The sequence below is a fragment of the Nocardioides sp. CPCC 206347 genome (assembly GCF_048654605.1).
In the GTDB taxonomy this organism is placed as follows: Bacteria; Actinomycetota; Actinomycetes; order Propionibacteriales; family Nocardioidaceae; genus Nocardioides.
Map to the genome: position 1 here is coordinate 1 of NZ_JBMCYZ010000007.1, position 23112 is coordinate 23112.

Annotated in this window: 22 protein-coding genes; 16 read left to right on the top strand and 6 right to left on the bottom strand. The window is 69.7% G+C overall.

All coding sequences use genetic code 11. The annotated features are described in order from the left end of the window. Window positions 1–192 precede the first annotated feature (192 nt). Together ACOACQ_RS20720 and ACOACQ_RS20725 are read left to right on the top strand one after the other, a co-directional pair. On the top strand, window positions 193–1704 hold the full coding sequence (locus ACOACQ_RS20720; RefSeq protein WP_420289215.1) for an LVIVD repeat-containing protein: 1512 nt from the start codon (window positions 193–195) through the stop codon (window positions 1702–1704). A 21-nt stretch (window positions 1705–1725) separates the two neighbouring features. Continuing rightward, the gene (locus tag ACOACQ_RS20725; RefSeq protein ID WP_378601224.1) at window positions 1726–2643 is read left to right on the top strand and encodes an MBL fold metallo-hydrolase; all 918 of its coding nucleotides are present in this window, start codon (window positions 1726–1728) and stop codon (window positions 2641–2643) included. Between the two features lie 9 nt (window positions 2644–2652). On the opposite strand, the gene ACOACQ_RS20730 is transcribed toward ACOACQ_RS20725, so the two are convergent. Both ACOACQ_RS20730 and ACOACQ_RS20735 read right to left on the bottom strand, forming a co-directional pair. Continuing rightward, a complete protein-coding gene (locus ACOACQ_RS20730) occupies window positions 2653–3702 on the bottom strand; it encodes an acyl-CoA dehydrogenase family protein (protein ID WP_378601222.1) in 1050 nt (349 codons plus the stop codon). Between the two features lie 9 nt (window positions 3703–3711). Then, window positions 3712–4899 carry an acyl-CoA dehydrogenase family protein gene (locus ACOACQ_RS20735; protein ID WP_378601220.1) on the bottom strand — a complete coding sequence of 396 codons (1188 nt, stop codon included), beginning with the start codon at window positions 4897–4899 and terminating at the stop codon, window positions 3712–3714. A 38-nt stretch (window positions 4900–4937) separates the two neighbouring features. Here ACOACQ_RS20735 and ACOACQ_RS20740 point away from each other — a divergent pair, with 38 nt between their 5' ends. From ACOACQ_RS20740 to ACOACQ_RS20750, 3 genes are read left to right on the top strand one after another with little or no spacing between them, the layout of a single operon-like run. Beyond that, entirely contained in the window at window positions 4938–6080 is a 1143-nt protein-coding gene (locus ACOACQ_RS20740; protein WP_378601218.1) for a Rieske 2Fe-2S domain-containing protein, read from the top strand. Between the two features lie 7 nt (window positions 6081–6087). Then, entirely contained in the window at window positions 6088–6390 is a 303-nt protein-coding gene (locus tag ACOACQ_RS20745) for a hypothetical protein (RefSeq protein ID WP_420289216.1), read from the top strand. A gap of 58 nt (window positions 6391–6448) precedes the next feature. Continuing rightward, window positions 6449–7543, top strand: coding sequence for a 2Fe-2S iron-sulfur cluster-binding protein (locus ACOACQ_RS20750; RefSeq protein ID WP_378601214.1), 1095 nt, complete (start codon window positions 6449–6451; stop codon window positions 7541–7543). 76 nt (window positions 7544–7619) lie between these two features. Here the strand turns inward: ACOACQ_RS20750 and ACOACQ_RS20755 are convergent, their stop codons facing one another. Further along, entirely contained in the window at window positions 7620–9560 is a 1941-nt protein-coding gene (locus tag ACOACQ_RS20755; protein ID WP_420289217.1) for a GMC family oxidoreductase, read from the bottom strand. Window positions 9561–9803: 243 nt separating this feature from the next. Between ACOACQ_RS20755 and ACOACQ_RS20760 the strand changes: the two genes are divergently transcribed. Together ACOACQ_RS20760 and ACOACQ_RS20765 are read left to right on the top strand one after the other, a co-directional pair. Next, window positions 9804–10007, top strand: a complete 204-nt coding sequence (locus ACOACQ_RS20760) for a cold-shock protein (protein ID WP_056711996.1) — start codon at window positions 9804–9806, stop codon at window positions 10005–10007. Window positions 10008–10060: 53 nt separating this feature from the next. Then, the gene (locus ACOACQ_RS20765) at window positions 10061–10669 is read left to right on the top strand and encodes a DNA-3-methyladenine glycosylase I (protein ID WP_378601209.1); all 609 of its coding nucleotides are present in this window, start codon (window positions 10061–10063) and stop codon (window positions 10667–10669) included. Here ACOACQ_RS20765 and ACOACQ_RS20770 read toward each other — a convergent pair. Genes ACOACQ_RS20770 through ACOACQ_RS20780 form a run of 3 tightly spaced genes read right to left on the bottom strand, consistent with a single transcriptional unit; the run spans window position 10653 to window position 12824 of the window. Beyond that, window positions 10653–11483, bottom strand: a complete 831-nt coding sequence (locus ACOACQ_RS20770; protein ID WP_378601207.1) for an alpha/beta fold hydrolase — start codon at window positions 11481–11483, stop codon at window positions 10653–10655. The two genes, ACOACQ_RS20765 and ACOACQ_RS20770, sit on opposite strands and share 17 nt — an antisense overlap. After that, entirely contained in the window at window positions 11480–12151 is a 672-nt protein-coding gene (locus ACOACQ_RS20775; protein WP_378601205.1) for an MBL fold metallo-hydrolase, read from the bottom strand. Before ACOACQ_RS20775 ends, ACOACQ_RS20770 begins: the two co-directional genes overlap by 4 nt. A 7-nt stretch (window positions 12152–12158) precedes the next feature. Further along, entirely contained in the window at window positions 12159–12824 is a 666-nt protein-coding gene (locus tag ACOACQ_RS20780; RefSeq protein WP_378601203.1) for a maleylpyruvate isomerase family mycothiol-dependent enzyme, read from the bottom strand. 134 nt (window positions 12825–12958) lie between these two features. On the opposite strand from ACOACQ_RS20780, the gene uvrA reads away from it, so the two are divergent. Genes uvrA through whiA form a run of 9 tightly spaced genes read left to right on the top strand, consistent with a single transcriptional unit; the run spans window position 12959 to window position 23033 of the window. Further along, complete coding sequence (uvrA, locus tag ACOACQ_RS20785) at window positions 12959–15904, top strand: excinuclease ABC subunit UvrA (RefSeq protein WP_378601201.1); 2946 nt, start codon at window positions 12959–12961, stop codon at window positions 15902–15904. 33 nt (window positions 15905–15937) lie between these two features. Then, window positions 15938–16417, top strand: coding sequence for a Rieske (2Fe-2S) protein (locus ACOACQ_RS20790; RefSeq protein WP_378601199.1), 480 nt, complete (start codon window positions 15938–15940; stop codon window positions 16415–16417). Continuing rightward, window positions 16414–16845: a Rieske (2Fe-2S) protein gene (locus tag ACOACQ_RS20795; RefSeq protein ID WP_378601197.1), complete on the top strand. Its 432-nt coding sequence runs from the start codon at window positions 16414–16416 to the stop codon at window positions 16843–16845. The genes ACOACQ_RS20790 and ACOACQ_RS20795 overlap by 4 nt, the downstream gene beginning before the upstream one ends. 22 nt (window positions 16846–16867) lie before the next feature. Continuing rightward, window positions 16868–17512, top strand: coding sequence for a nitrile hydratase subunit beta (gene nthB, locus ACOACQ_RS20800; protein ID WP_378601194.1), 645 nt, complete (start codon window positions 16868–16870; stop codon window positions 17510–17512). Continuing rightward, the gene (gene nthA / locus ACOACQ_RS20805) at window positions 17509–18093 is read left to right on the top strand and encodes a nitrile hydratase subunit alpha (RefSeq protein ID WP_378601191.1); all 585 of its coding nucleotides are present in this window, start codon (window positions 17509–17511) and stop codon (window positions 18091–18093) included. Before nthB ends, nthA begins: the two co-directional genes overlap by 4 nt. A 58-nt stretch (window positions 18094–18151) precedes the next feature. Beyond that, entirely contained in the window at window positions 18152–20122 is a 1971-nt protein-coding gene (uvrC, locus tag ACOACQ_RS20810; RefSeq protein ID WP_378601188.1) for an excinuclease ABC subunit UvrC, read from the top strand. 12 nt (window positions 20123–20134) lie between these two features. Then, window positions 20135–21004, top strand: coding sequence for an RNase adapter RapZ (rapZ, locus tag ACOACQ_RS20815; RefSeq protein ID WP_378601185.1), 870 nt, complete (start codon window positions 20135–20137; stop codon window positions 21002–21004). 8 nt (window positions 21005–21012) lie between these two features. Beyond that, on the top strand, window positions 21013–21999 hold the full coding sequence (locus ACOACQ_RS20820) for a gluconeogenesis factor YvcK family protein (protein WP_378601182.1): 987 nt from the start codon (window positions 21013–21015) through the stop codon (window positions 21997–21999). Between the two features lie 47 nt (window positions 22000–22046). Continuing rightward, entirely contained in the window at window positions 22047–23033 is a 987-nt protein-coding gene (gene whiA, locus ACOACQ_RS20825; RefSeq protein ID WP_056712041.1) for a DNA-binding protein WhiA, read from the top strand. The last annotated feature ends 79 nt before the right edge of the window (window positions 23034–23112 follow it).

A 23112-nucleotide genomic window follows, 5' to 3' on the forward strand; every position in this document is an offset into this window, starting at 1 on the left:
TGAACTAGACAGCTCCACTTCACAACCGGGGGCCCTCACCTGTCAGCCCGACTCACCGCCGGAGGGCGGGACAACCTCCCTGGGCATCACAGCTAGGGGGAGCCGAGACGGTCGACACGTCCGCGGGCCTGTGCGAAGGTGTCCGGACTTGTCGGCTGGTCACGCCATGCCGCACGCGACACGGGAGTCGTCATGGGGTACGGAATCGGTCACGAGGACACGGGCGACGCGCAGGACGGCCGCCGTTCCCCGGGCCTCCGGAGGATGCTGCTCGCACTGCTGGCTGCTGTGCTGGTCGTCACCGGTGCCGTGGCGACGGCGGGCTCGTCCCGGGCGGACCTCTCCCTGAGCGGTGTTCCGGAGGCCTCGTGTGCGGACGGTGACCTGCGGGAGACATCGGCCCAGGGGCGGGTGCCGACGTCCGACTACGAGTCCGGGCGGGCAGCTCAGGGCTACCGTTGCAACACGGTGCAGGTCGGTCACCACGGCAGGCGGTCCGTGCTCGGCTCGGGCGGCTACAAGGTCCAGCGCTACACCGATGTGACCGGACGGACCTGCGCCTACTACGACTCAGCACTGATGGTCGGGCTCAACATCACCACCCTTCTCACCGGAGGAGCCGGTCTCGGGGTCGTGGTGCTCGACATGACGGACCCGGCAAGGCCCGTGAAGACGGCGAACCTGATCACACCCGCCATGCTCCAGCCCCATGAATCGTTGCTCGTCAACGAGAAGCGCGGACTCCTCGCGGCCGTGATGGGCACGTTGGGGACCGCGCCGGGAGTCCTGGACGTGTACGACGTGAGCCAGGACTGCCGCAGGCCTCGACTCATGTCGACGACCCTGTCAGGCGTGATGGGGCATGAGAGCGGCTTCTCGCCCGACGGGCAGACGTTCTGGACCGCCGGTGCCGCGGGCTTCACCCTGACGGCGGTCGACCTGGCCGAACCGCGGCGGCCGCGGATCCTGCACACGAAGACGGGCGTCGTCTACCACGGCGTGCGCCTCTCCGACGACGGACGCACGATGTACGCCGCGAACATCGGCAGCCCGGGCATTCTTGACGGAACCGTCCTCAACGGTGCCGGCCTCGACATCCTCGACGTCTCCGACATCCAGGACCGACGTTCGGCGCCCCGGCTCCGGCTCCTGTCCCGGCTGACGTGGGAGGAGTCGTCCATTCCCCAGGTCGCCGAGCCGTTCACCCGCGGTTCTCGCAGGTACGTCTTCGAGGTCGACGAGTTCAGCGACCTCTTCGGTGACATCACGCAGTTCAACTCCGCCAGGAGCCCGGTCGGAGCGGCCCGGATCATCGACGTCACCGACCCGCGCGCCCCCGTCGTCGTGTCCAACGTCCGGCTCGACGTGCACGACCCGCTCCTCCGCGGCGAAGTGATGGGCGACCGAGGCGCGAGGATGATCGTCCGGAGCTACACCGGGCACTACTGCTCACTCCCGACCCGCGACGATCCGCAGATCGCGGCGTGCTCCATGGTCGGTTCGGGCCTGCGCCTGTTCGACATCTCCGACGTCGAGCGCCCGCGCGAGGTGGGCTACTTCAACCAGCCCGGCCCCGACGGCGCCGCCGCAATGTCACAGCCCGCCTGGGACGTCGAGCGTGGTGAGGTCTGGTACACCGACATGGATGAGGGCTTCTTCTCCGTCGGCCTGCGAGGGCCGGCAGCCGCGCTGCTGCAGCGGTGACTTGCCCGCTAGCGTGGTGACATGCGCCTCAAGCTCGGTCGGCCTGACCTGACCCAGTACGCCGACCGGTTCGACGTTCCGGACGCGGAGGACGCCTTCGGTGTGACCTTCCTCGGCGTCGCCAGCCTGCTGCTGGACGACGGAACGTCAGCGGTGATGACCGACGGCTTCTTCTCCCGGCCGCCGCTGCTGAAGGCGGTCGTCGGCACGATCGCACCCGACCGGCACCGGATCGCCCGATGCCTGGCGCGCGCCGGTGTCGACCAACTCGATGCCGTCCTGCCCGTCCACACCCACTACGACCACGCCATGGACTCTGCGGTCGTGGCCGACCGGACCGGCGCGGTTCTCGTGGGCGGCGAGTCGACGGCCAACATCGGCCGCGGGCACGGCCTGGCTGCCGACCGGATCAAGGTCGCGACCCCGGGCGAACCGATGACGTACGGCGCCTTCACCCTCACCCTGATCGAGTCGCACCACTGCCCGCCGGACCGCTTCCCGGGCGTCGTGTCCGAACCCCTGGTCCCTCCCGTGAAGACGGGCGCCTACAAGTGCGGTGAGGCGTGGTCGATCCTCGTCGAGCACACGAGCGGTCGCACGGCGCTGCTCCAGGGCAGTGCCGGGTACGTCGCCGGGTCGCTCGCCGGGCGGCAGGCAGACGTGGCGTACCTCGGGGTCGGGCAGCTCGGGATCCAGAGCGAGGACTACATCCGGACGTACTGGGCCGAGACGGTCGAGACCGTCGCTGCCCGGCGGGTCGTCCTCACCCACTGGGACGACTTCTTCCGCCCCCTCGACCAACCGCTCCGGGCGCTGCCCTACGCCGGGGACGACCTCGACGTCACCATGCGCGTGTTCGACGAGCTCGCGACCGCCCAGGGGGTCGCACTGCACTTCCCGAGGGTGTGGCAGCGCGAGGACCCCTGGCGCGGTCTGTAACGGCCTGGACTAGCTGGCAGCGAACGCGCGGCCGATCAGCAGCGCCTGCTCGGTGGCCGCGCCGAACAGGAACTCGAACCGCTTGCCGGTGGTGAAGTACCGGTGCGCCTCGCCGTCCATGTCGATGCCGACACCGCCGTGCACGTGGACGGTGGTGTGGGCGATGCGGTGGCCCGCGTCGGCGGCCCAGAGCTTCGCGGTGGCGACCTCGGTCGCTGCCGGCATGCCCTCCTGCAGGCGCCACACGGCCTGCCACAGCGTCAGGCGCTGCCCGAGGACGTCGATGAAGCCGTCGGCCAGGCGCTGCGAGACGGCCTGGAACGTCCCGATGGGACGGCCGAACTGCTCGCGTGTCTTCGCGTACGACGCCGTGAGCCTCAACGCACCCTCGGTGACTCCGAGCTGCTCGGCAGCCGCCAGCGTGATGAGCAGCTCGCCGAGACGCGTCGCGGTCGACCCGTCCCCGACCCGGGTCGCGGCAGCGCCGGTGAAGGTGACCAGCGCAGCGACGTCGCCGTCGCTCGTCTTCTGCGCGACCCGGTCGACGCCGGGAGCGGTCGCGTCGACGACGTACACACCCGGACCGTCAGGGCCGGTCGCGGTGACGAGGAACGCGTCGGCTGCCATGCCGGCGCGGACGAGGGTCTTGGTGCCCGCCAGCGTGCCGGTGCCGTCGGCGGTGACGACCGGGGAAGCAGGCAGGTGTGCCCGCTCCTCGGCCACCGCGGCCGCGTAGAGGCGGTCGCCGACGGCGACGTTCGCACCAGCGAGGAGCGCCGTGCAGGCGCCGTGAACGGCCAGCGGCACCGGGGCGACCCGTCGGCCGACCTCGACCAGCACCCGGGCGAGCTCGATGAGCCCGAGACCTGCGCCGCCCTCTGCCTCGGGGAGGTGCAGGGTCGTCAGGCCGGCCGTGACCAGGTCGGCCCAGAGGTCGCGGTCGAAGCGGTCGCCGCCGGCCTCGACCTGCTTGAGGCGGTCGTTCGTGGTCTTGTCGGCGAGGATCCGGGCCGCGAGCTCGGCGGCCTCGTCCTGCTCGGGGGTGAAGAGGAAGTCCATGTCTGTCCCTTAGCGCTTTGCGGCCGGCAGGCCAAGTCCGATGTAGCCGATGATGTCGCGCTGGATCTCGTTGGTGCCGCCGCCGAACGTCATCACCAGCGAGGAGCGGTGGAACCGCTCGAGGCGCCCGGCCAGGGCGGCGCCGGGAGAGTCACCCGTGATGCCGGCGTGCGGCCCGACGACCTCCATCAGGGCGCGGTAGACCTCGGTGGCCAGTTCGGACCCGTAGATCTTGGTGGCCGACGCCTCGGCGGGGGAGAGGGCAACGCCGTGGTCGGCGTCGGCAGCGAGCTTCCAGTTGATCAGCGTCAGCGCCTCGATCCGGGCGTGGGCCCGGCCAAGGGCGATCTGCACCCACTCGGTGTCGATGACCCGGGAGCCGTCCGGGTTGCGGGTCTCGCGCGCCCAGTCCTTGACCAGGGTCAACGAGTGCTGGAGGGGCGCGGCGGAGGTGAGGGCCACCCGCTCGTGGTTGAGCTGGTTGGTCATCAGCGCCCAGCCACCGCCGCGTTCGCCGACGACGTTCTCGGCGGGGACGCGGACGTCGGAGTAGTAGGTCGCGGAGGTTCCGACGCCGGCCACCGTGTGGACCGGGGTGTAGGAGACGCCCTCGGCCTGCGCAGGCACCAGGATCATCGACAGTCCCTTGTGGCGTGACGCGTCGGGCTCGGTGCGGCAGGCCAACCAGAGCCAGTCGGCGTACTGGATCAGCGAGGTCCACATCTTCTGGCCGTTGATCACCCACTCGTCGCCCTCGAGCGTGGCCTTCGTCTGCAGCGAGGCGAGGTCGGTGCCCGACCCGGGCTCGGAGTAGCCGATGGAGAAGTGCAGCTCACCGGCGAGGATCTTCGGGAGGAAGTACTCCTTCTGCTCGTCGCTGCCGAAGCGCATGATCGTGGGCCCGACGGTGTTGAGCGTCAGGTAGGGGATCGGTACGCCGGCGATGGCCGCCACGTCCGTGAAGATGAGCTGTTCGACCATCGAGCGGGCCTGGCCGCCGTACTCCTTGGGCCAGCCGATGCCCAGCCAGCCGTCGGACCCGATCTGGCGGATGACGTCGCGATAGACGCCCGCCTCGCCGAACTCGCCCGTCGCGGACGCCAGGCCGGCGCGGATCTCGGGGGTGACCAGTTGTGCGAAGTACTCGCGGAGCTCCTCGCGCAGGGCAATCTGCTGCGGCTCCAGATCGATGTGCATGTTGCTAGGGTAACCACAAAACTGTAACGTGTTCTAGTATGACCGACACTCGCCTCCTGGATCAGGGAACCGCACCGCTGCGCTTCGCGCGCGGATGGCACTGCCTCGGCCTCGCGTCCGACTTCCGTGACGGCAAGCCGCACGCCATCAACGGCTTCGGCACCAAGCTCGTCGTCTGGCAGGACAGCAAGGGCGAGCTCAACGTCCTCGACGGCTACTGCCGCCACATGGGCGGCGACCTCACCCAGGGTGAGGTCAAGGGCGACGAGATCGCCTGCCCGTTCCACGACTGGCGGTGGGGCGGCGACGGCAAGTGCAAGCAGATCCCCTACGCCCGGCGTGTCCCGCTGCGCGCGCGCACCCAGCGCTACGAGACCGTCGAGCGCAACGGCCAGCTGCTGATCTGGAACGACCCCGAGGGCTCGGCCGCGGACCACGACATCCTGCCTCCCGAGCTGCCCGACGTGATGACGGACAAGTACACGCCGTGGTCGTGGCACACCCGGGAGATCAACGGCTCGCACTGCCGTGAGCTGATCGACAACGTCGCCGACATGGCGCACTTCTACTACGTGCACTTCGCGTTCCCGACCAGCTTCCGCAACGTCTTCGACGGCACGACCGCCACGCAGTTCATGGAGTCGAAGGGCCGCCCCGACACGATGGGGGGTGGGTACGGCGACGAGAACTCGACGCTCAAGTCGGAGGCGACCTACTACGGGCCGTCGTACATGATCAACTGGCTCGAGGTCGACTACAAGGGCTTCGTCACCGAGGTCATCCTGATCAACTGCCACATCCCGACGGGACCGGAGTCCTTCACGCTGCAGTACGGCATCAGCGTGCGCAAGCCCGAGGGCCTCGACGAGAAGACCTGCGCCTACATCGCCGAGCGCTACACCGAGTCCTTCGGTGACGGCTTCCTTCAGGACGTCGCCATCTGGGAGAACAAGGTCGCCGTCCAGAACCCGCTCCTGTGCGAGGAGGACGGTCCGGTCTACCAGCTGCGCCGCTGGTACGAGCAGTACTACGTCGACGTCGCGGACATCAAGCCCGAGATGGTCGACCGGTTCGAGTTCGAGGTCGACACCACCAAGGCCAATGAGTACTGGCACGCCGAGGTCGCCGAGAACCTGGCGAAGGTGGCGGCCGAGTCGGCCGAGACCCCGGCGGACGCGTAGCCCGGCCATGTCCTCCTTCGTGCCAGCGAGCCCGGACACCCTCGAGGAGCAGGAGCTCTACACCGAGGCCCGGCTCGTCGACGTCGCCTGCCTGGACTGCCTGGCCACCGTCAGGGTCAAGAAGAACAGCGACCACCAGACCTCGCTGCAATGGAGCAGTGAGGCGCGGGCGAATTGTCAAGAGTTTGCGCGACAGGATCAGGGGACCGGTAGGCGGGACGTGCACAAGCCCTGCTCCCGGATGATGGCTAGCATCGATGACGCAGTTCGGGCCGGAGATGTCCCGATCGGAGCGGTCGACGGCTACTGAGCCGGGTCGCTTCGAGCTGCTTCAAGTCGCTTCAACAGAGTCAGGTGTGGGGAGTTTCGTGGACATCGAGTCCTTTGTGCTGGATGTCGTCGGTGTGGTCGAGGAGACCGCCGACGCCAAGTCGATCAGCTTTGCCGTACCCGCCGGTGCGGAGGAGAAGTTCGCCTACAAGCCCGGCCAGTTCCTCACGGTGGCCGTGCCGAGCGACCAGACCGGCATCGCCGCGCGCTGCTACTCGCTCTCCAGCAGCCCCCACGACGGCGGACCGCTGACGGTCACCGTCAAGCGGACGGCCGAGGGCTTCGCGTCCAACTGGATCTGCGACAACCTCTCCGTCGGTGACACGCTGCGGGTGCTGCCGCCGTCCGGGATCTTCACCCCGTCCTCGCTGGACAACGACCTGCTGCTCTTCGCCGGCGGCTCCGGGGTCACCCCGATCATGTCGATCACGCGTACGGCGCTCGCGCACGGCACCGGCAAGATCGTCGTCTTCTACGCCAACCGCGACGAGAAGTCGGTCATCTTCGCCGAGGAGTTCTCGGCGCTGTCGGCACTGCATCCCGATCGTCTCCAGGTCATCCACTGGCTCGAGACCGTGCAGGGACTGCCGTCGCCCGAGCAGATGAAGGCCTTCTGCTCCGGGTACCTCGACCGCGAGTCGTTCGTCTGCGGTCCCGCGCCCTTCATGAAGATGGTCACCACCGTCCTCAAGGACCTCGAGGTCCCGCGTTCCCAGCGCCACCAGGAGAAGTTCGTCTCCCTCGGCGGCAACCCGTTCGGTGACATCGAGGAGATGCGGCAGCAGGCTGCCGCGGAGATCGCCCTCGCCGACGGGAATGACGACGGTGCCGACGACTTCGCGGACGCTCCGGCCGGCCCGGTCAAGGTCGAGGTCGAGCTGGACGGCGAGGAGTTCACCTTCGACGACTGGAACCCCCGCACCACGCTGCTCGACTTCCTGGAGAGCAAGGGCGTCAAGGCGCCGTACTCCTGCCGCGAGGGCGAGTGCTCGGCCTGTGCGATCCGGTTGCTGGCGGGCGATGTCCGGATGCTCCACAACGACGTGCTCGACAAGGAGGACCTCGAGGACGGGATCCGTCTCGGGTGCCAGTCGGTGCCGACCACCGACACCGTGAAGGTCACCTACAGCTAGCTTGAATCGGCCGAGCGCGTCTCCGGCGCAGCGACGGCGAGCAAGCTCGCGGCGACGCCTCCCGCCGCGCTGCCGGCTAGCTCAGCTTGGCGGCCAGCCGGGTCGCGGTCATGTGCGCGATGGACTCGATCGAGATCATCGGGTTTACGCCCGATGCCGTCGGGAAGCTCGAGCCGTCGGCGACGTACAGGCCCTGGACGTCCCAGGTCTGCCCGTCAGGATCGGTCGCCGAGGTCGCGGCCGAGCCACCCATCCGCGCACTGCCCATGATGTGCAGGGCCGCGAGGGCGAGGGTGGCGGGGGCCGCACCGGCGGCGCGGAGGTCGGCCTCGAAGGTGTCGATCGAGCCACGGACCCCGGGTTCGTAGCTGACCGTCTTGTGGTGGGTCGAGGCGAGCCACGTCGCGCCGGCGGCCTCGGCGATGCGGGCTGCGCCGACGAAGCCCTGGATCAGGTGCTCCGTGTCGCGCGGCGAGAGCTCGTACCGGACGACGGGCTCGTCATCCCGGCCGATGGCCACGGTGCCGCCCGGATCGCGGTCGCGCACGATCATCGCGACGCCGAGCGTCGACTTCAGCTCGTCCATCCGGCGCCGGTAGTCGTCCGACCCACGCCAGTTCACGAACCCGGTCCCGAGCGCAGGGGTCAGCGGTGCGGTCTCGAAGAGCACGCCGTAGCCGTTGCCGTCGAGGTCGGTCATCTTGTCGACGTACCGGCTCTGCATGGCTCCGACCCAGCTGTCGACCGGTTCCTCCATGCGTCCCCACAGGGCGGTGGCGGGGTGGAGGCGGAGGTGCCGCCCCACGTTCGGGTTGCCGAGCCCGGTGCGCTGGAGCAGCGCCGGTGTCTGGATCGCTCCGGCCGCGACGACCACCGCCCGGGCGCGCACCTGCACACGATGCCCGTCCGCGGTGGTGCCCTCGACCCCCGTGGCGCGCCCGAAGCTGGTGGTGACCGTCCGGACCGTGACGCCGGTGCAGATCCGGGCACCGACGGCCGCCGCGTCCTCCAGCCAGGTCTTTGCGGTCGACTGCTTGGCGCCGAGGCGACACCCCATCCCGCACCGGCCGCACTCGACGCCCTGGTCGCAGCCGAGCACGTTGCGCGGCATCGCAGCCACGTCCCAGCCGAGCGCCCTCGCTCCGCGCTCCAGGATCGCGTCGCGGGGCGCAGCCGTGTCGTGGTCGGTGTTCACGCCCAGGCGGGCGCACACGGCGTCCATCGACGCGGCGTACTCGTCGGTCGCGAACTGCGCCGCGCCGTAGGAGGCCCACTCGTCACGAACGTGGTCCGGGGTGCGGAACGAGGTCGTGTAGTTGACCACCGTCCCGCCGCCGAGCCCCCGTCCGGCCATCAGTGCGACCTGCCCCTCGGCCGTGCTCTGCGGGGCGAGGGCGTAGAGGTTGAGGAAGCCGGACTCCTCGCCGCCGTCGAAGTGGCGCTGGTCGTGCTGCCCACCGGCCTCGAGTACGACGACGTCGAGTCCCGCAGCGGCAAGGACACCCGCCGCCGTACCGCCGCCGGCGCCCGAGCCGACCACCACGACGTCGCAGCTCATGGCGGTGTCCCGCTCGATCGCGAGCGGAGTGATGGGGGAGGCGGGCGCGTCGGGGAGCACGCCGAGCGGGCCCGGATAGCCCATGCCGTCCCACAGCGGCGCGCCGGCGGTCATGTAGTACGGCAGGAGCGAGGCACCCTTCAGGCCCTGGAACAACACCCGCTTGGCGCCGACCCGCGAGTCCGAGAGCGACAGGAGGACCCGCTCGCGCTCACCCTGGCTCAGCTGGGAGAACCGCCGGGGCTTCCCGGTCAGGGCCAGGCCGAGCGACCGCGTGTCCCACAGGTCCAGCAGGCCCTTGAGCTGGCGCACCTCGCTGTGCCGGGGATTGGCTGCTGCGATGGACAGTGCGAGCTCGTGCGAACCGACGTCGGTCGGTGACGGAATCGTCCCGCTGCGAGCGGCGAACGTGTCGGCGATCAGGCCCATCGCCCGAACCTGGCGCGGAGTGAAGGTCACGGGGGGACTCTAGGCGCGATGATGCAGTGTGGTAACTGCTCCGGTGATAAAGTCTTCCGTGTTGAAGGGGAGCGGTAAAACGTCCCTCCCGCAGATCCGGCCGCTCCGATTGTTGGCGGCCGGGAACACGGTTCACTGTTGTAGCTCCATCTGGTTTTCCACGAGGCGCGGTGCAGTTGGTTTCAGCCCGCACCGGCACCATGCCCGAGCGGCTTCGTAGGAACAGACACAAGGAGTAAGACAATGGCAGTTGGCACCGTGAAGTGGTTCAACGACACCAAGGGCTTCGGCTTCATCGCGCAGGACGGTGGCGACGGCGACGTCTTCGTGCACCACTCCGGCATCTCGGGCAACGGCTTCAAGTCGCTGGCCGAAGAGCAGCGCGTCGAGTTCGACGTCACGCGTGGCCCCAAGGGCCTGCAGGCGGAGAACGTTCGCGCCATCTGACGTGAGCTGATCTGAACTGATCACTGTCGGGGCCGGGTGGCAGGGTTCGTCGCATGACGAACCCTCTGCCCGGCCCTGACGGCATTTTTCGGTGCCCCTGGGCCGTGTCGGCCCCGGAGTTCCCGGCCTATCACGACACCGAGTGGGGCTTCCCGGTCGTCGATGACCAGCGGCTGTTCGAGAAGGTCTGCCTCGAGGGCTTCCAGTCCGGCCTCAGCTGGCGCACGATCCTGGTGAAGCGCCCTGCCTTCCGCGCCGCCTTCGCCGGCTTCGACCTCGCCACGGTCGCCGCGTACGACGAGCACGACGTCGCGCGGCTGCTGGGCGACGCCGGGATCGTGCGGCACCGCGGCAAGATCGAGGCGACCATCAACAACGCCGGCCGCGCGCTCGAGCTGATCGAGGACCGCGGGTCCTTGGCGGCGTACTTCTGGGGCTACGAACCGACGCTGGCCGAGCTGGGGGAGCCCCAGTCACTCACCACGTCGCCCTCCTCCATCGCCCTGTCGAAGGACCTCAGGAAGCGTGGCTGGAAGTTCGTCGGGCCGACCACGATGTTCGCACTGATGGAGGCGATGGGGTTGATCAACAACCACGTCAGCGGATGCGCAACGCGCGACGAAGTGGTGGCGGCCCGAAGGGCGTTCACGCCACCGGCGTGACGAAGTCCCGGATCAGCTGGGCCACCTCGACTGGTCGCTCCACCTGTACCGAGTGGCCGGCGCCGTCAAGCACCACGACCCGGGCACCGGCAGCCTCGTACAACGCCCGGGATGCCTCGGGCGGGTAGAAGCTGTCCTGATCGCCCAGGATCACCAGTGCAGGCAGCTCGAGGTCCTTGAGTCGCCGGTCGAGGCCGTTCGCCTCCAGCTGTGCCCTGCGGTCGTGGATGACGATCCGCGGGATGCGGTGGTCCGCGCTGCGCAGGTCGATGTACGCCTGCTGCGGGTCGGCGAACGCGCGGGCGTGGTCGAAGCCCTTCGCGAACCCGAGCGCCAGGCCGCCACGCAGCAGGGCGTTCGGTGCGAACCGCTGTGTTCTCGCCAGACCGGGGATCGCGAGGAGGGCGCCCAGCTTCGGCATGGTGGCCACGCCCGGTGCATAGGTCGGTCCCTGTCCCAGGACGACCATCCGGGATGCCACACCGGTTCGAGCGGCCAGCTCGGTGGTGGTGTCGTTGCCCCAGGAGTGCCCGATCAACGTGACGTCGTCGTTCTTGGTGACGCCCAGCTCACTGAGCAGTGCCGCGAGCATCCGCGCCTGGTCACCCGGCTGGAGTCCTGCCCCGCCCCTCGTCGCGCCGTGGCCGCGAAGGTCCATCCGGATGATCCGGAAGGAATCCGACAGCAGGTCGGCGACGGCGTCGTACCAACGCAGCGAACAGGTCATGCCGTGCACCATCACCAGGATCGGCGCTCCCTCGGGACTGTCGACCTCGACGTGGACATCGGTGTCATCGACCTCGACGACGGTCACCAGCCACGCTCGCGCCACTCGGCGACGTGCGGACGCTGCTCACCGAGCGTCGAGTCGCTGCCGTGGCCCGGATAGAACCAGGTGTCGTCGGGCAGGGTGCCGAAGAGCTTCGTGTCGACGTCCTCGACCAGGGTCTGGAAGGCGTCGGCGTCGCCGAACGTGGCACCGACGCCGCCGGGGAAGAGCGAGTCGCCCGTGAACAGGTGCGGGTGGCCGTCGGGATCGCGGTAGAGCAGGCAGATCGATCCCGGAGTGTGTCCCGTGATCCGGATGACCTCGAGGGTGCAGTCGCCGACGGGGACCGTGTCGCCATCGGTCACCCGCCGGGCCACGGCGACACCGGTCTGCTCGGTGATCGCGTCTGCGTCCGGCTCGCCGGCGACGACGTCGGCTCCGGTTGCCTCGACGACGGCGGCGAGGGCGCGGTGATGGTCCCAGTGCTGGTGGGTGGTGACCACGGTGGTCAGGCCGGCATCGCCGACCAGCGCGAGCAGGGTGTCAGCAGCGTCGGCAGCGTCGATCAGCACCTGGTCACCGGTGGCACGACAGCGCAGCAGGTAGGCGTTGTTGGCCATCTTCTCGTCGACGGCAACCTTCGCGATGGTCAGCGCGGACAGCTCGCGGACCTGCGGGTCGCCCCCGACGGTCACGTCTCCGGTGTAGGTCATGGCTCCATCATGCCGGGGTGACCAGGTCCCCGGCGTCGCGGCCCGACGCCCACCACGCGAGGGCGGAGGCGGCGCCGGTCCAGGTCGGTGCGTCGGGTCCGGGTGAGCCGAACGTCCACTCCTCGCCGCCATCGGTGGCGACCACGTGGCAGTCCGGGCGCATCGGGCCGCGGGCGGCGAGGTCGAGGAAGGTGATCGCGGATTCCCGCGGCCAGTCCGCGTGGGAGTAGCCCGCGTCGAGGTCGGCGTGGTGGATCTCCACCTCGCGGAGCCGGAGCAGGGGGACGACGCCCGCCCGGAGCCACTGCCCGCCGGGAGTCCGCTCGAACCGGGAGTCCTGGGGGACCCCGAGGTCGGAGAGCGCGGCGTCGAAGGCCGCCGCGGAGGCCCGGAGGCGCTCGCGGATCTCCGCGGGGGCCGCGGTCGCCAGGGTCGCGATGTCGGTGTCGCGCTGCTCCTCGGAGACGTACATGGTCGTCGGTACGCCGTCGGTGAGTCCGCGGAGCGCACCGGCGAGTCCCTCCGCATTGAGTGCCACGTGGCCGAGCACGTGTGCCCTGCTCCAGCCCTCGCAGATGCTGGGGACTCCCCACGCGTCGTCGGGCAGGGCGTCGGCGGTGGTGATCAGGCGGGCGGTGGCGGTCTCGATCCGGCTGGCAATCGGCGTGGTCACCTCCCCATCATGCCCGCGAAACGGTGGCTGTCGGCGGCGGGTGAGAAGGTGGTTCCTGGCGTGGCGGCTTGCCCGGCGCCGTACCATGGCGAACACTTGTTCGAACGACCACGCACGACACCCGAGGACCGGTAGTGACCGATCAGCTGATCATTCGCGGCGCCCGCGAGCACAACCTGAAGGACGTCTCACTCGACCTTCCGCGCGACTCGCTGATCGTGTTCACGGGGCTGTCCGGCTCCGGCAAGTCGAGCCTGGCGTTCGACACCATCTTCGCCGAGGGCCAGCGTCGCTATGTCGAGTCGCTGTCGGCGTATGCCCGCCAGTTCCTCGGCCAGATGGACAAGCCCGACGTCGACTTCATCGAGGGCCTGTCCCCGGCGGTCTCGATCGACCAGAAGTCGACCTCGAAGAACCCGCGCTCGACGGTCGGCACCATCACGGAGGTCTACGACTACCTCCGTCTGCTCTACGCCCGCGCCGGCCGCGCACACTGCCCCACCTGTGGCGCACCGATCGAGCGGCAGACGCCGCAGCAGATCGTGGACCGGATGATGGCGCTCGAGGAGGGCACCCGGTTCCAGGTGCTCGCCCCGGTCGTGAGCGGCCGCAAGGGTGAGTACGTCGAGCTCTTCAAGCAGCTGCAGGCGCAGGGCTTCTCGCGGGCCCGGGTCGACGGCACGATCCACAACCTCGACGACCCGCCCGTCCTCGACAAGAAGCTCAAGCACTCGATCGAGGTCGTGGTCGACCGGCTGGCGGTCAAGGAGACCGCGAAGCGGCGCCTGACCGACTCCGTCGAGACGGCCCTCGGCCTGGCCGGTGGACTGGTCGTCTTCGACATGGTCGACGCGGCCAAGGGGGAGCAGCAGGAGCTCAAGTTCTCCGAGAAGATGGCGTGCCCCAACGAGCACGCGATCGAGACCGACGACCTCGAGCCGCGCTCCTTCTCGTTCAACTCGCCCTTCGGTGCCTGCCCGGCCTGCGCCGGCCTCGGCACCCGGATGGAGGTCGACCCCGAGCTGGTGGTGCCGGATCCGACCGCGACCCTGGCCGAGAACGCCCTCCAGCCCTGGAGCCACGCCCACGTCGCCGACTACTTCGGCCGACTGTTGATCGCGCTCGGCGAGGAGCTCGGCTTCGACGTCGACACCCCTTGGGAGAAGCTGTCCGCGAAGGCCCAGAAGGCCGTCCTCGAGGGCCACCCGACCAAGGTCCACGTCGTCACCAAGAACCGCTACGGCCGCGAGCGCTCCTACTACGCCGAGTTCGAAGGTGTCCGGAAGTACGTCGAGCGCCGGCACCGCGAGGCGGAGAGCGACACGAGCCGCGAGCGGTTCGAGGGCTTCATGCGCGAGGTGCCGTGTCCGACCTGCGCCGGCAGCCGGCTCAAGCCGGTGTCGATGTCGGTCACGCTCGGCGCCCGTGAGTCCGGCGGCAAGAACATCGCCGAGGTCTGTGCGCTGCCGATCAACGAGGCCGCGGCCTATCTCTCCGACCTCGACCTGTCGACCCGCGAGCGCCAGATCGGCGAGCGGGTGCTCAAGGAGATCCAGGAGCGCCTGAACTTCCTGCTCGACGTCGGACTCGACTACCTCTCGCTCAACCGGCCGTCCGGGTCGCTGTCGGGTGGCGAGGCGCAGCGGATCCGGCTCGCCACGCAGATCGGCGCCGGCCTCGTCGGCGTCCTCTACGTCCTCGACGAGCCGTCCATCGGGCTGCACCAGCGCGACAACCAGAAGCTCATCGAGACGCTGGTCCGGCTCAAGGACCTCGGCAACACGCTGATCGTCGTCGAGCACGACGAGGACACCATCCGCGTCGCCGACTGGGTCGTCGACATCGGCCCGGGCGCCGGTGAGCACGGTGGCCAGGTCGTGCACTCCGGCACCGTCAAGGGACTCCTCGAGCACCCGGACTCGATGACCGGTCAGTACCTCTCCGGGCGTCGCGAGATCCCCGTCCCCGCCGTACGACGTCCGCGGACGGTGGGGCGCGAGCTCAAGGTCCACGGGGCGCGTGAGCACAACCTGCAGGACGTCGACGTCAGCTTCCCGCTGGGCGTCTTCTGCGCGGTCACCGGCGTCTCCGGCTCCGGCAAGTCCACGCTCGTCAACGACATCCTCTACACGTCGCTGGCCAAGCAGATCTACAACGCCCGCGCGATCCCCGGCCGGCACCAGAAGATCACCGGCCTCGAGCACGTCGACAAGGTGATCCACGTCGACCAGTCGCCCATCGGCCGCACGCCGCGGTCCAACCCGGCGACGTACACGGGGGTCTTCGACCACGTCCGCAAGCTGTTCTCGCAGACGCCCGAGGCGAAGATGCGGGGCTACCAGCAGGGCCGGTTCTCGTTCAACGTCAAGGGCGGCCGCTGCGAGGCATGCTCGGGCGACGGCACGATCAAGATCGAGATGAACTTCCTGCCGGACGTCTACGTCCCGTGCGAGGTCTGCCACGGCGCCCGCTACAACCGCGAGACCCTCGAGGTGCACTACAAGGGCAAGACCATCGCCGAGGTGCTCGACATGCCGATCGAGGAGGCAGCGGAGTTCTTCGCCGCAGTGCCGGCGATCAGTCGCCACATGAAGACCCTCTGCGAGGTCGGCCTCGGCTACGTCCGGCTGGGGCAGCCGGCCACGACCCTGTCGGGCGGCGAGGCGCAGCGCGTCAAGCTGTCCTCCGAGCTGCAGAAGCGGTCGACGGGGCGCACCGTCTACGTGCTCGACGAACCCACGACCGGACTGCACTTCGAGGACATCCGCAAGCTGCTGGGTGTCCTGTCGAGCCTGGTCGACAAGGGCAACACGGTCCTGGTCATCGAGCACAACCTCGACGTCATCAAGACGGCTGACTGGATCGTCGACATGGGGCCGGAAGGTGGTTCCCGGGGCGGCACCGTCGTCGCCGAGGGCACGCCCGAGGACATCGCGGCGGTGCGCGCCAGCTACACCGGTCAGTTCCTCAAGCCGATGCTGGCCGGCCGGGCCGCGACCCAGCCCAAGGGACGGGTCCGGGCCAAGGCCACGACGAAGGCCACAGGGAAGGCCACAGGGAAGGCCACAGCCAAGTCATAGCCGCGGCTCAGGTACTGGTCGTAGCCTGACGGCATGACAGCCCCCTTCAGCAGGAGACGAGCCCTGACGAGCGCTGCCACTCTCGGTGTCAGCGTGCCCTTGTTGGCTGCGTGCGGCGACGACGGTGACTCCTCGGCGACCGACGACGCAACGTCCGAACCGACGGCCAGCGGGCCGACGTCGGCGACGACGACCGAGACCGCGGACGGCGCGACCAGTGCACCGGCCGGCGGGTTGGTCGCCGCTGCCGACGTGCCCGTCGGGGGCGGTGTCGTGATCGCCAAGGAGTCGCTGGTGGTCACCCAGCCGACGGCCGGGAAGTTCCAGGGTTACTCCGCGATCTGCACCCACCAGAGCTGCCTGGTCACGAAGGTCGCCGACGGCAAGATCCAGTGCCCCTGCCACGGGAGCAGCTACAACGTCTCGGACGGTTCGGTCGCGGGTGGCCCGGCCCCCTCGCCCCTGTCCAAGGTCGCGCTCAAGGTCGAGGGCGACCAGATCGTGCGCGGATGAGCGGTCCAGCCGCACGTCTGCAGGAGGTACGCGCCAGCCGGAGGATCATCTTCTCGGGCCTCGGTGCGCTCGGGGTCGCCGCGGCCCTCGCGGGCTGCGCGGGCAGTGGCGACGACGCCTCCGGGCCGGAGGTCGCCTCCGGCGCCGAGCTGGCATCGACCTCGGAGGTCCCGGTCGGCGGCGGCATCATCCTGACCGACGAGAAGCTCGTCATCACGCAGCCGACCGAGGGCGACTTCCAGGCGTTCACCGCCGTCTGCACCCATCAGGGCCTGCTCGTGACCTCCGTCGAGGGCGGCACCATCCACTGCGCCAACCACGGGTCGTCGTACGACGCAGCCAGCGGTGACAACACGGGTGGCCCGGCGTCCGGTCCGCTCGCATCGGTCGACATCACGGTGGACAACGGGAAGATCCTCGCCGGTTGATCCCGCACAGGTAGGAGGCGGCATGGAGGGCGTTCACGACATGGGCGGCATGCACGGCTTCGGCGCCGTGCCGGTCGACGACGTGGAGCTGCCCTTCGACGAGCCGTGGGAAGGGCGGACCTTCGGACTGTTCATCGCAGCCGGAGCAGCCGGTGCCCGATCCGGTTCGATCCGCCCCGGGATCGAGGCGATCGCCCCGGCGGAGTACCTCGCCATGGGCTACTTCGAGCGGTGGGCGCGCTCCCTCGAGGCGGGTCTGGTGGATGCGGGAACGCTCACGACCGCGGACATCGACGCCCGGGTGCGCCATCCGCAGCCGCCGAGTCGGCACGCCCGGGACACCAACCCGAAGATGGCGGCCGGGCTCGTCGCGGCGCTCATCGACCATCCGCGGCGCCCGAGTGGCGAAGACGTCCCGGCACGCTTCGCGATCGGCGACAGGGTCACCGTGAAGCGGATGGCGCCGGTAGGCCACCACCGGTGCCCGCGCTACGTCCGCGGTGTCAGCGGCACGGTGATCCGCCAGCCCGGGGGCTGGCCCCATGCGAGCGGTGACGGGCCGCCCGAGGCCACGTACACCGTTCGTTTCGAGATGGGCGACCTCTGGGGCGCGGACGCCGAGCCCGGTTTCCTCCACCTCGACCTGTGGGAGCGCTACCTCGCATGAACGACCGGACGGATCACCCGCCCCGCCCGGCCTCGCTGCGCATCGAGGCCATCGAAGCCCTGCTCGTCGAGCGCGGCGTGATCACCCCGGACGTCGTCGACGCCATCATCGAGACCTACGAGCACCATGTCGGACCGTTGAACGGCGCCCGGGTGGTGGCGCGCGCCTGGATCGATGCTGACTACCGGGCGCGGTTGCTCGAGGACGGGACCGCCGCGGTGGGAGAGCTCGGCTACGGCGGCGCGGAGGGCGAGCACCTCGTGGTTCTCGAGAACACCGAGGCCGTTCACAACGTCGTCGTGTGCACGCTCTGCTCCTGCTATCCGTGGCCGGTCCTCGGGTTGCCCCCTCGGTGGTACAAGAGCGCTGCCTACCGTTCGCGCATGGTCCGCGAACCCCGGGCCGTGCTCGCCGAGTTCGGCACGACCCTCCCCGAGGACGTGGAGCTCCGGGTCTGGGACTCGAGTGCCGAGGTCCGCTACCTGGTCCTGCCCCTGGCCCCGAACGGTGCCGAAGCACGCAGCGAGGACGAGCTGGCCGGCCTGGTCACCCGGGACCACATGATCGGCGTGGTGCGCTGACCGGCCACCACGAGCGGTCGTGCCTCCGGTTGTCGGTTCACCCTCGTAGGGTTGGGGCGTGCCCGATCCGCTGAGCTATCGCCCCAAGGCCGGGGAGATCCCGACCGTGCCGGGCGTCTATCGGTTCCGCGACAAGAACCGCCGGGTGATCTACGTCGGCAAGGCGAAGAACCTGCGGGCCCGCCTGTCGTCGTACTTCCAGGACATCGGGAACCTCCATCAGCGCACCGCGTCGATGGTCACGACCGCGACGTCGGTCGAGTGGACCGTGGTGAAGACCGAGGTCGAGGCGCTCCAGTTGGAGTACTCCTGGATCAAGGAGTTCGACCCGCGTTTCAACGTGAAGTATCGCGACGACAAGTCCTATCCGTGGCTGGCCGTGACGGTGTCCGACGAGTTCCCGCGGGTGATGGTGGGGCGCGGCGCGAAGCGCAAGGGCACCCGCTACTACGGGCCCTACGGCCACGCGTGGGCAATCCGCGAGACCGTCGACATCCTGCTCCGGGTTTTTCCGATGCGTTCGTGCAGCAACGGTGTCTTCAAGCGGTCCGCGCAGATCGGGCGACCGTGCCTGCTCGGTTACATCGACAAGTGCGCCGCACCCTGTGTAGGCAACGTGTCGGCCGAGGAGCATCGCGCGATCGTCGAGGACTTCTGCGACTTCATGGCGGGTCGCACCAAGCAGTTCACCAAGCGCATCGAGAACGAGATGTACGCCGCCTCCGAGGCCCTCGACTTCGAGAAGGCCGCGCGCCTGCGCGACGACCTCGGCGCCATGCAGAAGGCGCTGGAGAAGCAGTCCGTGGTCTTCGGCGACGGTTCCGACGCCGACGTGATCGCGCTGGCCGAGGACCCGCTCGAGGTGGCGGTCCAGGTCTTCTACGTCCGCGGCGGCCGGATCCGTGGCCAGCGCGGCTGGGTGGCCGACCGCACCGACGACGGCGACACGTCTGCCCTGGTCGAGGACTTCCTGTTGCAGCTGTACGCCGGCGTGGCTCCCGAGGACGCCCGGGACGCCGTGCCGCGGGAGATCCTCGTGCCCGAGCTGCCGCCGGAGAGCGCGACGTTCGAGCAGTTGTTGTCCGACCTTCGCGGCTCGCGGGTGGAGATCCGGGTGCCGCAGCGCGGCGACAAGAAGACGCTGCAGGAGACGGTGGAGCGCAACGCCAAGGAGTCGCTGGTCCTCCACAAGACGAAGCGGGCGAGCGACCTCACGACCCGCAACCGGGCGCTGGCCGAGATCGCCGAGGCGCTCGAGCTCGACGAGGCACCACTGCGGATCGAGTGCTACGACGTCTCGCACATCCAGGGCACCGAGATCGTGGCCTCCATGGTCGTGTTCGAGGACGGCCTGGCCCGCAAGGGCGAGTACCGCCGCTTCGTGATCCGCGACCAGGAGGGCTCGGACGACGTCGCCGCGATGCACGAGGTGATCACCCGTCGTTTCCGGCGCCTCCTCGACGAACAGGCGCGTTCCGAGCTGCGCCCCGGCGACGAGACCAGTGGCCCGCTGCTGGTCGACCCGGACACGGGACGTCCACGGAAGTTCGCCTATGCGCCGGGCCTGGTGGTCGTCGACGGTGGCGCTCCGCAGGTCGCGGCGGCCCAACGTGCGCTCGACGAGCTCGGCATCGACGACATCCCGGTCTGCGGCCTGGCCAAGCGACTCGAGGAGGTGTGGTTGCCCGGACAGGAGGACCCCGTGATCCTCGCGCGTTCGTCCGAGAGCCTCTACCTCCTGCAGCGGGTGCGTGACGAGGCCCACCGGTTCGCGATCACCCATCACCGCAACCGTCGGTCGAAGTCGATGGTGGAGAGCCTGCTGGACGACGTCCCGGGACTGGGGGAGGTGCGCCGCAAGACCCTGTTGCGTCACTTCGGTTCCCTGCGCAAGCTCCGGGTGGCGACGATCGACGAGATCGCGGCGGTGCCCGGCATCGGGCCGCGCACCGCAGCAGCCATCAAGGAAGCGCTGGACGGCGGGGACGCTGTGCCTCCGGCTTCCGCCTCGACCACAATGACCCCATGAGCAAGGCGCACCATGACTGAACACAGCCCCGGGCCCCTGGTCGTCGTCACCGGCATGACCGGTGCCGGTCGCAGCACCGCGGCCAAGGAGCTCGAGGACCTCGGGTTCTACGTCGTCGACAACCTTCCCCCGAACCTGCTGCCCGACGTCGTGCGCCTCGTCGACGAGAGCCACGGTCCCGCGCAGCCGATCGCGGTCGTCGTCGACGTCCGGTCCGGCTCGTTCTTCCTCGGCCTGCGCAGTGCCCTGGCCCACGGCGTGGCCGGTCGGGACGCCACGCTGGTGTTCCTGGATGCCTCGGACGAGGTCCTCGTCCGCCGGCAGGAGGCTGCGCGCCGTCCGCACCCGCTGCAGCAGGGTGGCCGACTGCTCGACGGCCTCCAGCGCGAGCGGGTGGCTCTGGCCGACCTGCGCTCAGAGGCCGACCTGGTGATCGAGACCAGCAACCTCAACGTGCACCAGCTGACCGACCGGATCGCGGAAGCCTTCGGCACGCCTGACTCCACCCGGCTGCGGGTCACGGTCATCAGCTTCGGCTTCAAGTACGGCAGTCCGGTCGACGCGGACTACCTCGCTGACATGAGGTTCCTGCCCAACCCGCACTGGGTGCCCGAGCTCCGGCCACGGACCGGCCAGGACCCCGAGGTCTCCAGCTACGTGCTCGGGCGGCCCGGGGCCGAGGAGTTCCTCGACGCCTACGTCCCGCTGCTCACCGTCGTCGCCGAGGGCTACCTCCGTGAGGGCAAGCGGTTCATGCGGGTCGCCATCGGATGCACCGGCGGCAAGCACCGCAGCGTCGCGATGAGCGAGGAGATCGCCCGCCGGCTCAGCGAGCAGGGCTACCTCGCCCGTGCCATCCATCGCGACCTCGGCCGGGAGTGATCGACCCGATGATCTCGGACTTCGGGGCGGTTCAGCGCGCCCAGTCGGTCGTCGCCCTCGGCGGCGGCCACGGGCTGCACGCCTCGCTCAACGCACTGCGCCACCTGCTCGACGACCTGACCCTCGACAAGCTCACGGCCGTGGTCACGGTCGCCGACAACGGCGGCTCCTCGGGACGGCTCCGCGGCGAGTTCGGTGTGCTGCCGCCCGGCGACCTGCGGATGGCGCTGGCCGCGCTCTGCGGCGACGACGAGTGGGGCGACACCTGGGCCAGGGTGCTGCAGCACCGGTTCGAGGGCGAGGGGGAGATGCGCGGCCACGTCGTCGGCAACCTGCTGATCGTCGGCCTGTGGGAGCTCCTCGGCGACCACATCGACGCGCTCGACTGGGTCGGTCGGCTGCTCGGCGCCCGCGGCCGGGTGCTCCCGATGGCACAGACGCCGATGGACATCACGGCGGAGGTGCGTGGACTCGTCGAGGGGCATCCCGACGAGCTCACCACCGTCCGCGGCCAGGTCGAGGTCGCCACGACCGAAGGTGTCATCAGCTCGATCGCCCTCGAGCCGGCCGATCCCGAGGTGAGTCCGGCGGTCATCGCCGCCATCACGGAGGCGGACTGGGCCGTCCTGGGGCCCGGGTCCTGGTTCAGCTCGGTGCTGCCACACCTGCTGGTGCCTGCCGTGCGTGATGCGCTGGTCCGCACCCAGGCCCGCCTTGTCGTCGTACTCAACCTGGCGGAGCAGGCGGGGGAGACCGGTGGCTTCGGCCCCGCCGACCACCTGGCGGTGCTGGCCGAGCACGCGCCCGACCTCGGCATCGACGTCGTCCTCGCGGACGAGACGGTCATGGAGTCCGGGCTTGCCGAGCTCCAGGAGACCGTGGCCGCGCTCGGCGCGCGGCTGGTCATCGCCGACGTGGCAGCCGATGACGGGTCTCCGCGGCACGATCCCGTGAAGCTGGCTGCGGCCTACACCCGGATCTTCGCCACCGAGTGACCCGGGCACCCGCGCAGGGTTGTTGACCACCATGGCAGGATCGGCTCATGGCGATGACGGCACAGGTCAAGGCGGAACTGGCCAGTACTCCGGTCACCAAGGCGTGTTGCCGCAAGGCTGAGGTCGCCTCCACCCTGCGGTTCGCCGGTGGCATCCACATCGTGGCCGGCCGCATCGTCGTCGAAGCCGAGCTCGACACCGGCGCCGCGGCGCGTCGGCTCCGCAAGGACATCTCCGAGATCTACGGCCAGACCTCCGACGTCGTCATGGTGCAGGGCAACGGCCTGCGCAAGGGCAGCCGCTACATCGTGCGGGTGGCCAAGGACGGCGAGGCACTGGCCCGCCAGACGGGCCTGCTCGACCAGCGGGGGCGTCCGGTGCGTGGCCTGCCGCCTGCCGTCGTCTCCGGCGGCGCCTGTGACGCGGTGGCGGCCTGGCGGGGAGCCTTCCTCGCCCACGGATCACTGACCGAACCCGGTCGCTCGTCGTCCCTGGAGGTCACCTGCCCGGGCTCGGAGGCCGCCCTTGCCCTCGTCGGTGTCGCCCGACGCCTCGGCATCCAGGCCAAGGCCCGCGAGGTCCGTGGCGTCGACCGCGTCGTCATCCGTGACGGTGACGCCATCGGTCAGCTCCTGACCCGCCTCGGCGCCCACGAGACCTTGATGGCCTGGGAGGAACGCCGGATGCGGCGCGAGGTGCGCGCCACTGCCAACCGGCTCGCCAACTTCGACGACGCCAACCTGCGGCGTTCCGCGCGCGCAGCCGTGACCGCAGGCGCCCGCGTCGAACGCGCGATGGAGATCCTTGGCGACGAGGTTCCCGACCACCTCAAGATGGCGGGCGAGCTGCGCCTCGAGCACAAGCAGGCCTCGCTCGAGGAGCTCGGCCAGCTGCACGAGCCGGTCCTCACGAAGGACGCGATCGCCGGACGCATAAGGCGTCTCCTGGCGATGGCCGACAAGCGTGCCGAGGACCTGGGCGTTCCGGACACCGAGGCGTCCCTGACGCCGGAGATGCTGGCCGGCGACGCGTGACGTCCAGCATGTGATGCGGGTCACCCCAACGCTCTTGGGTGCCAGGGGTGCGGGATAGGGTCGGAATCGACCATTCCCC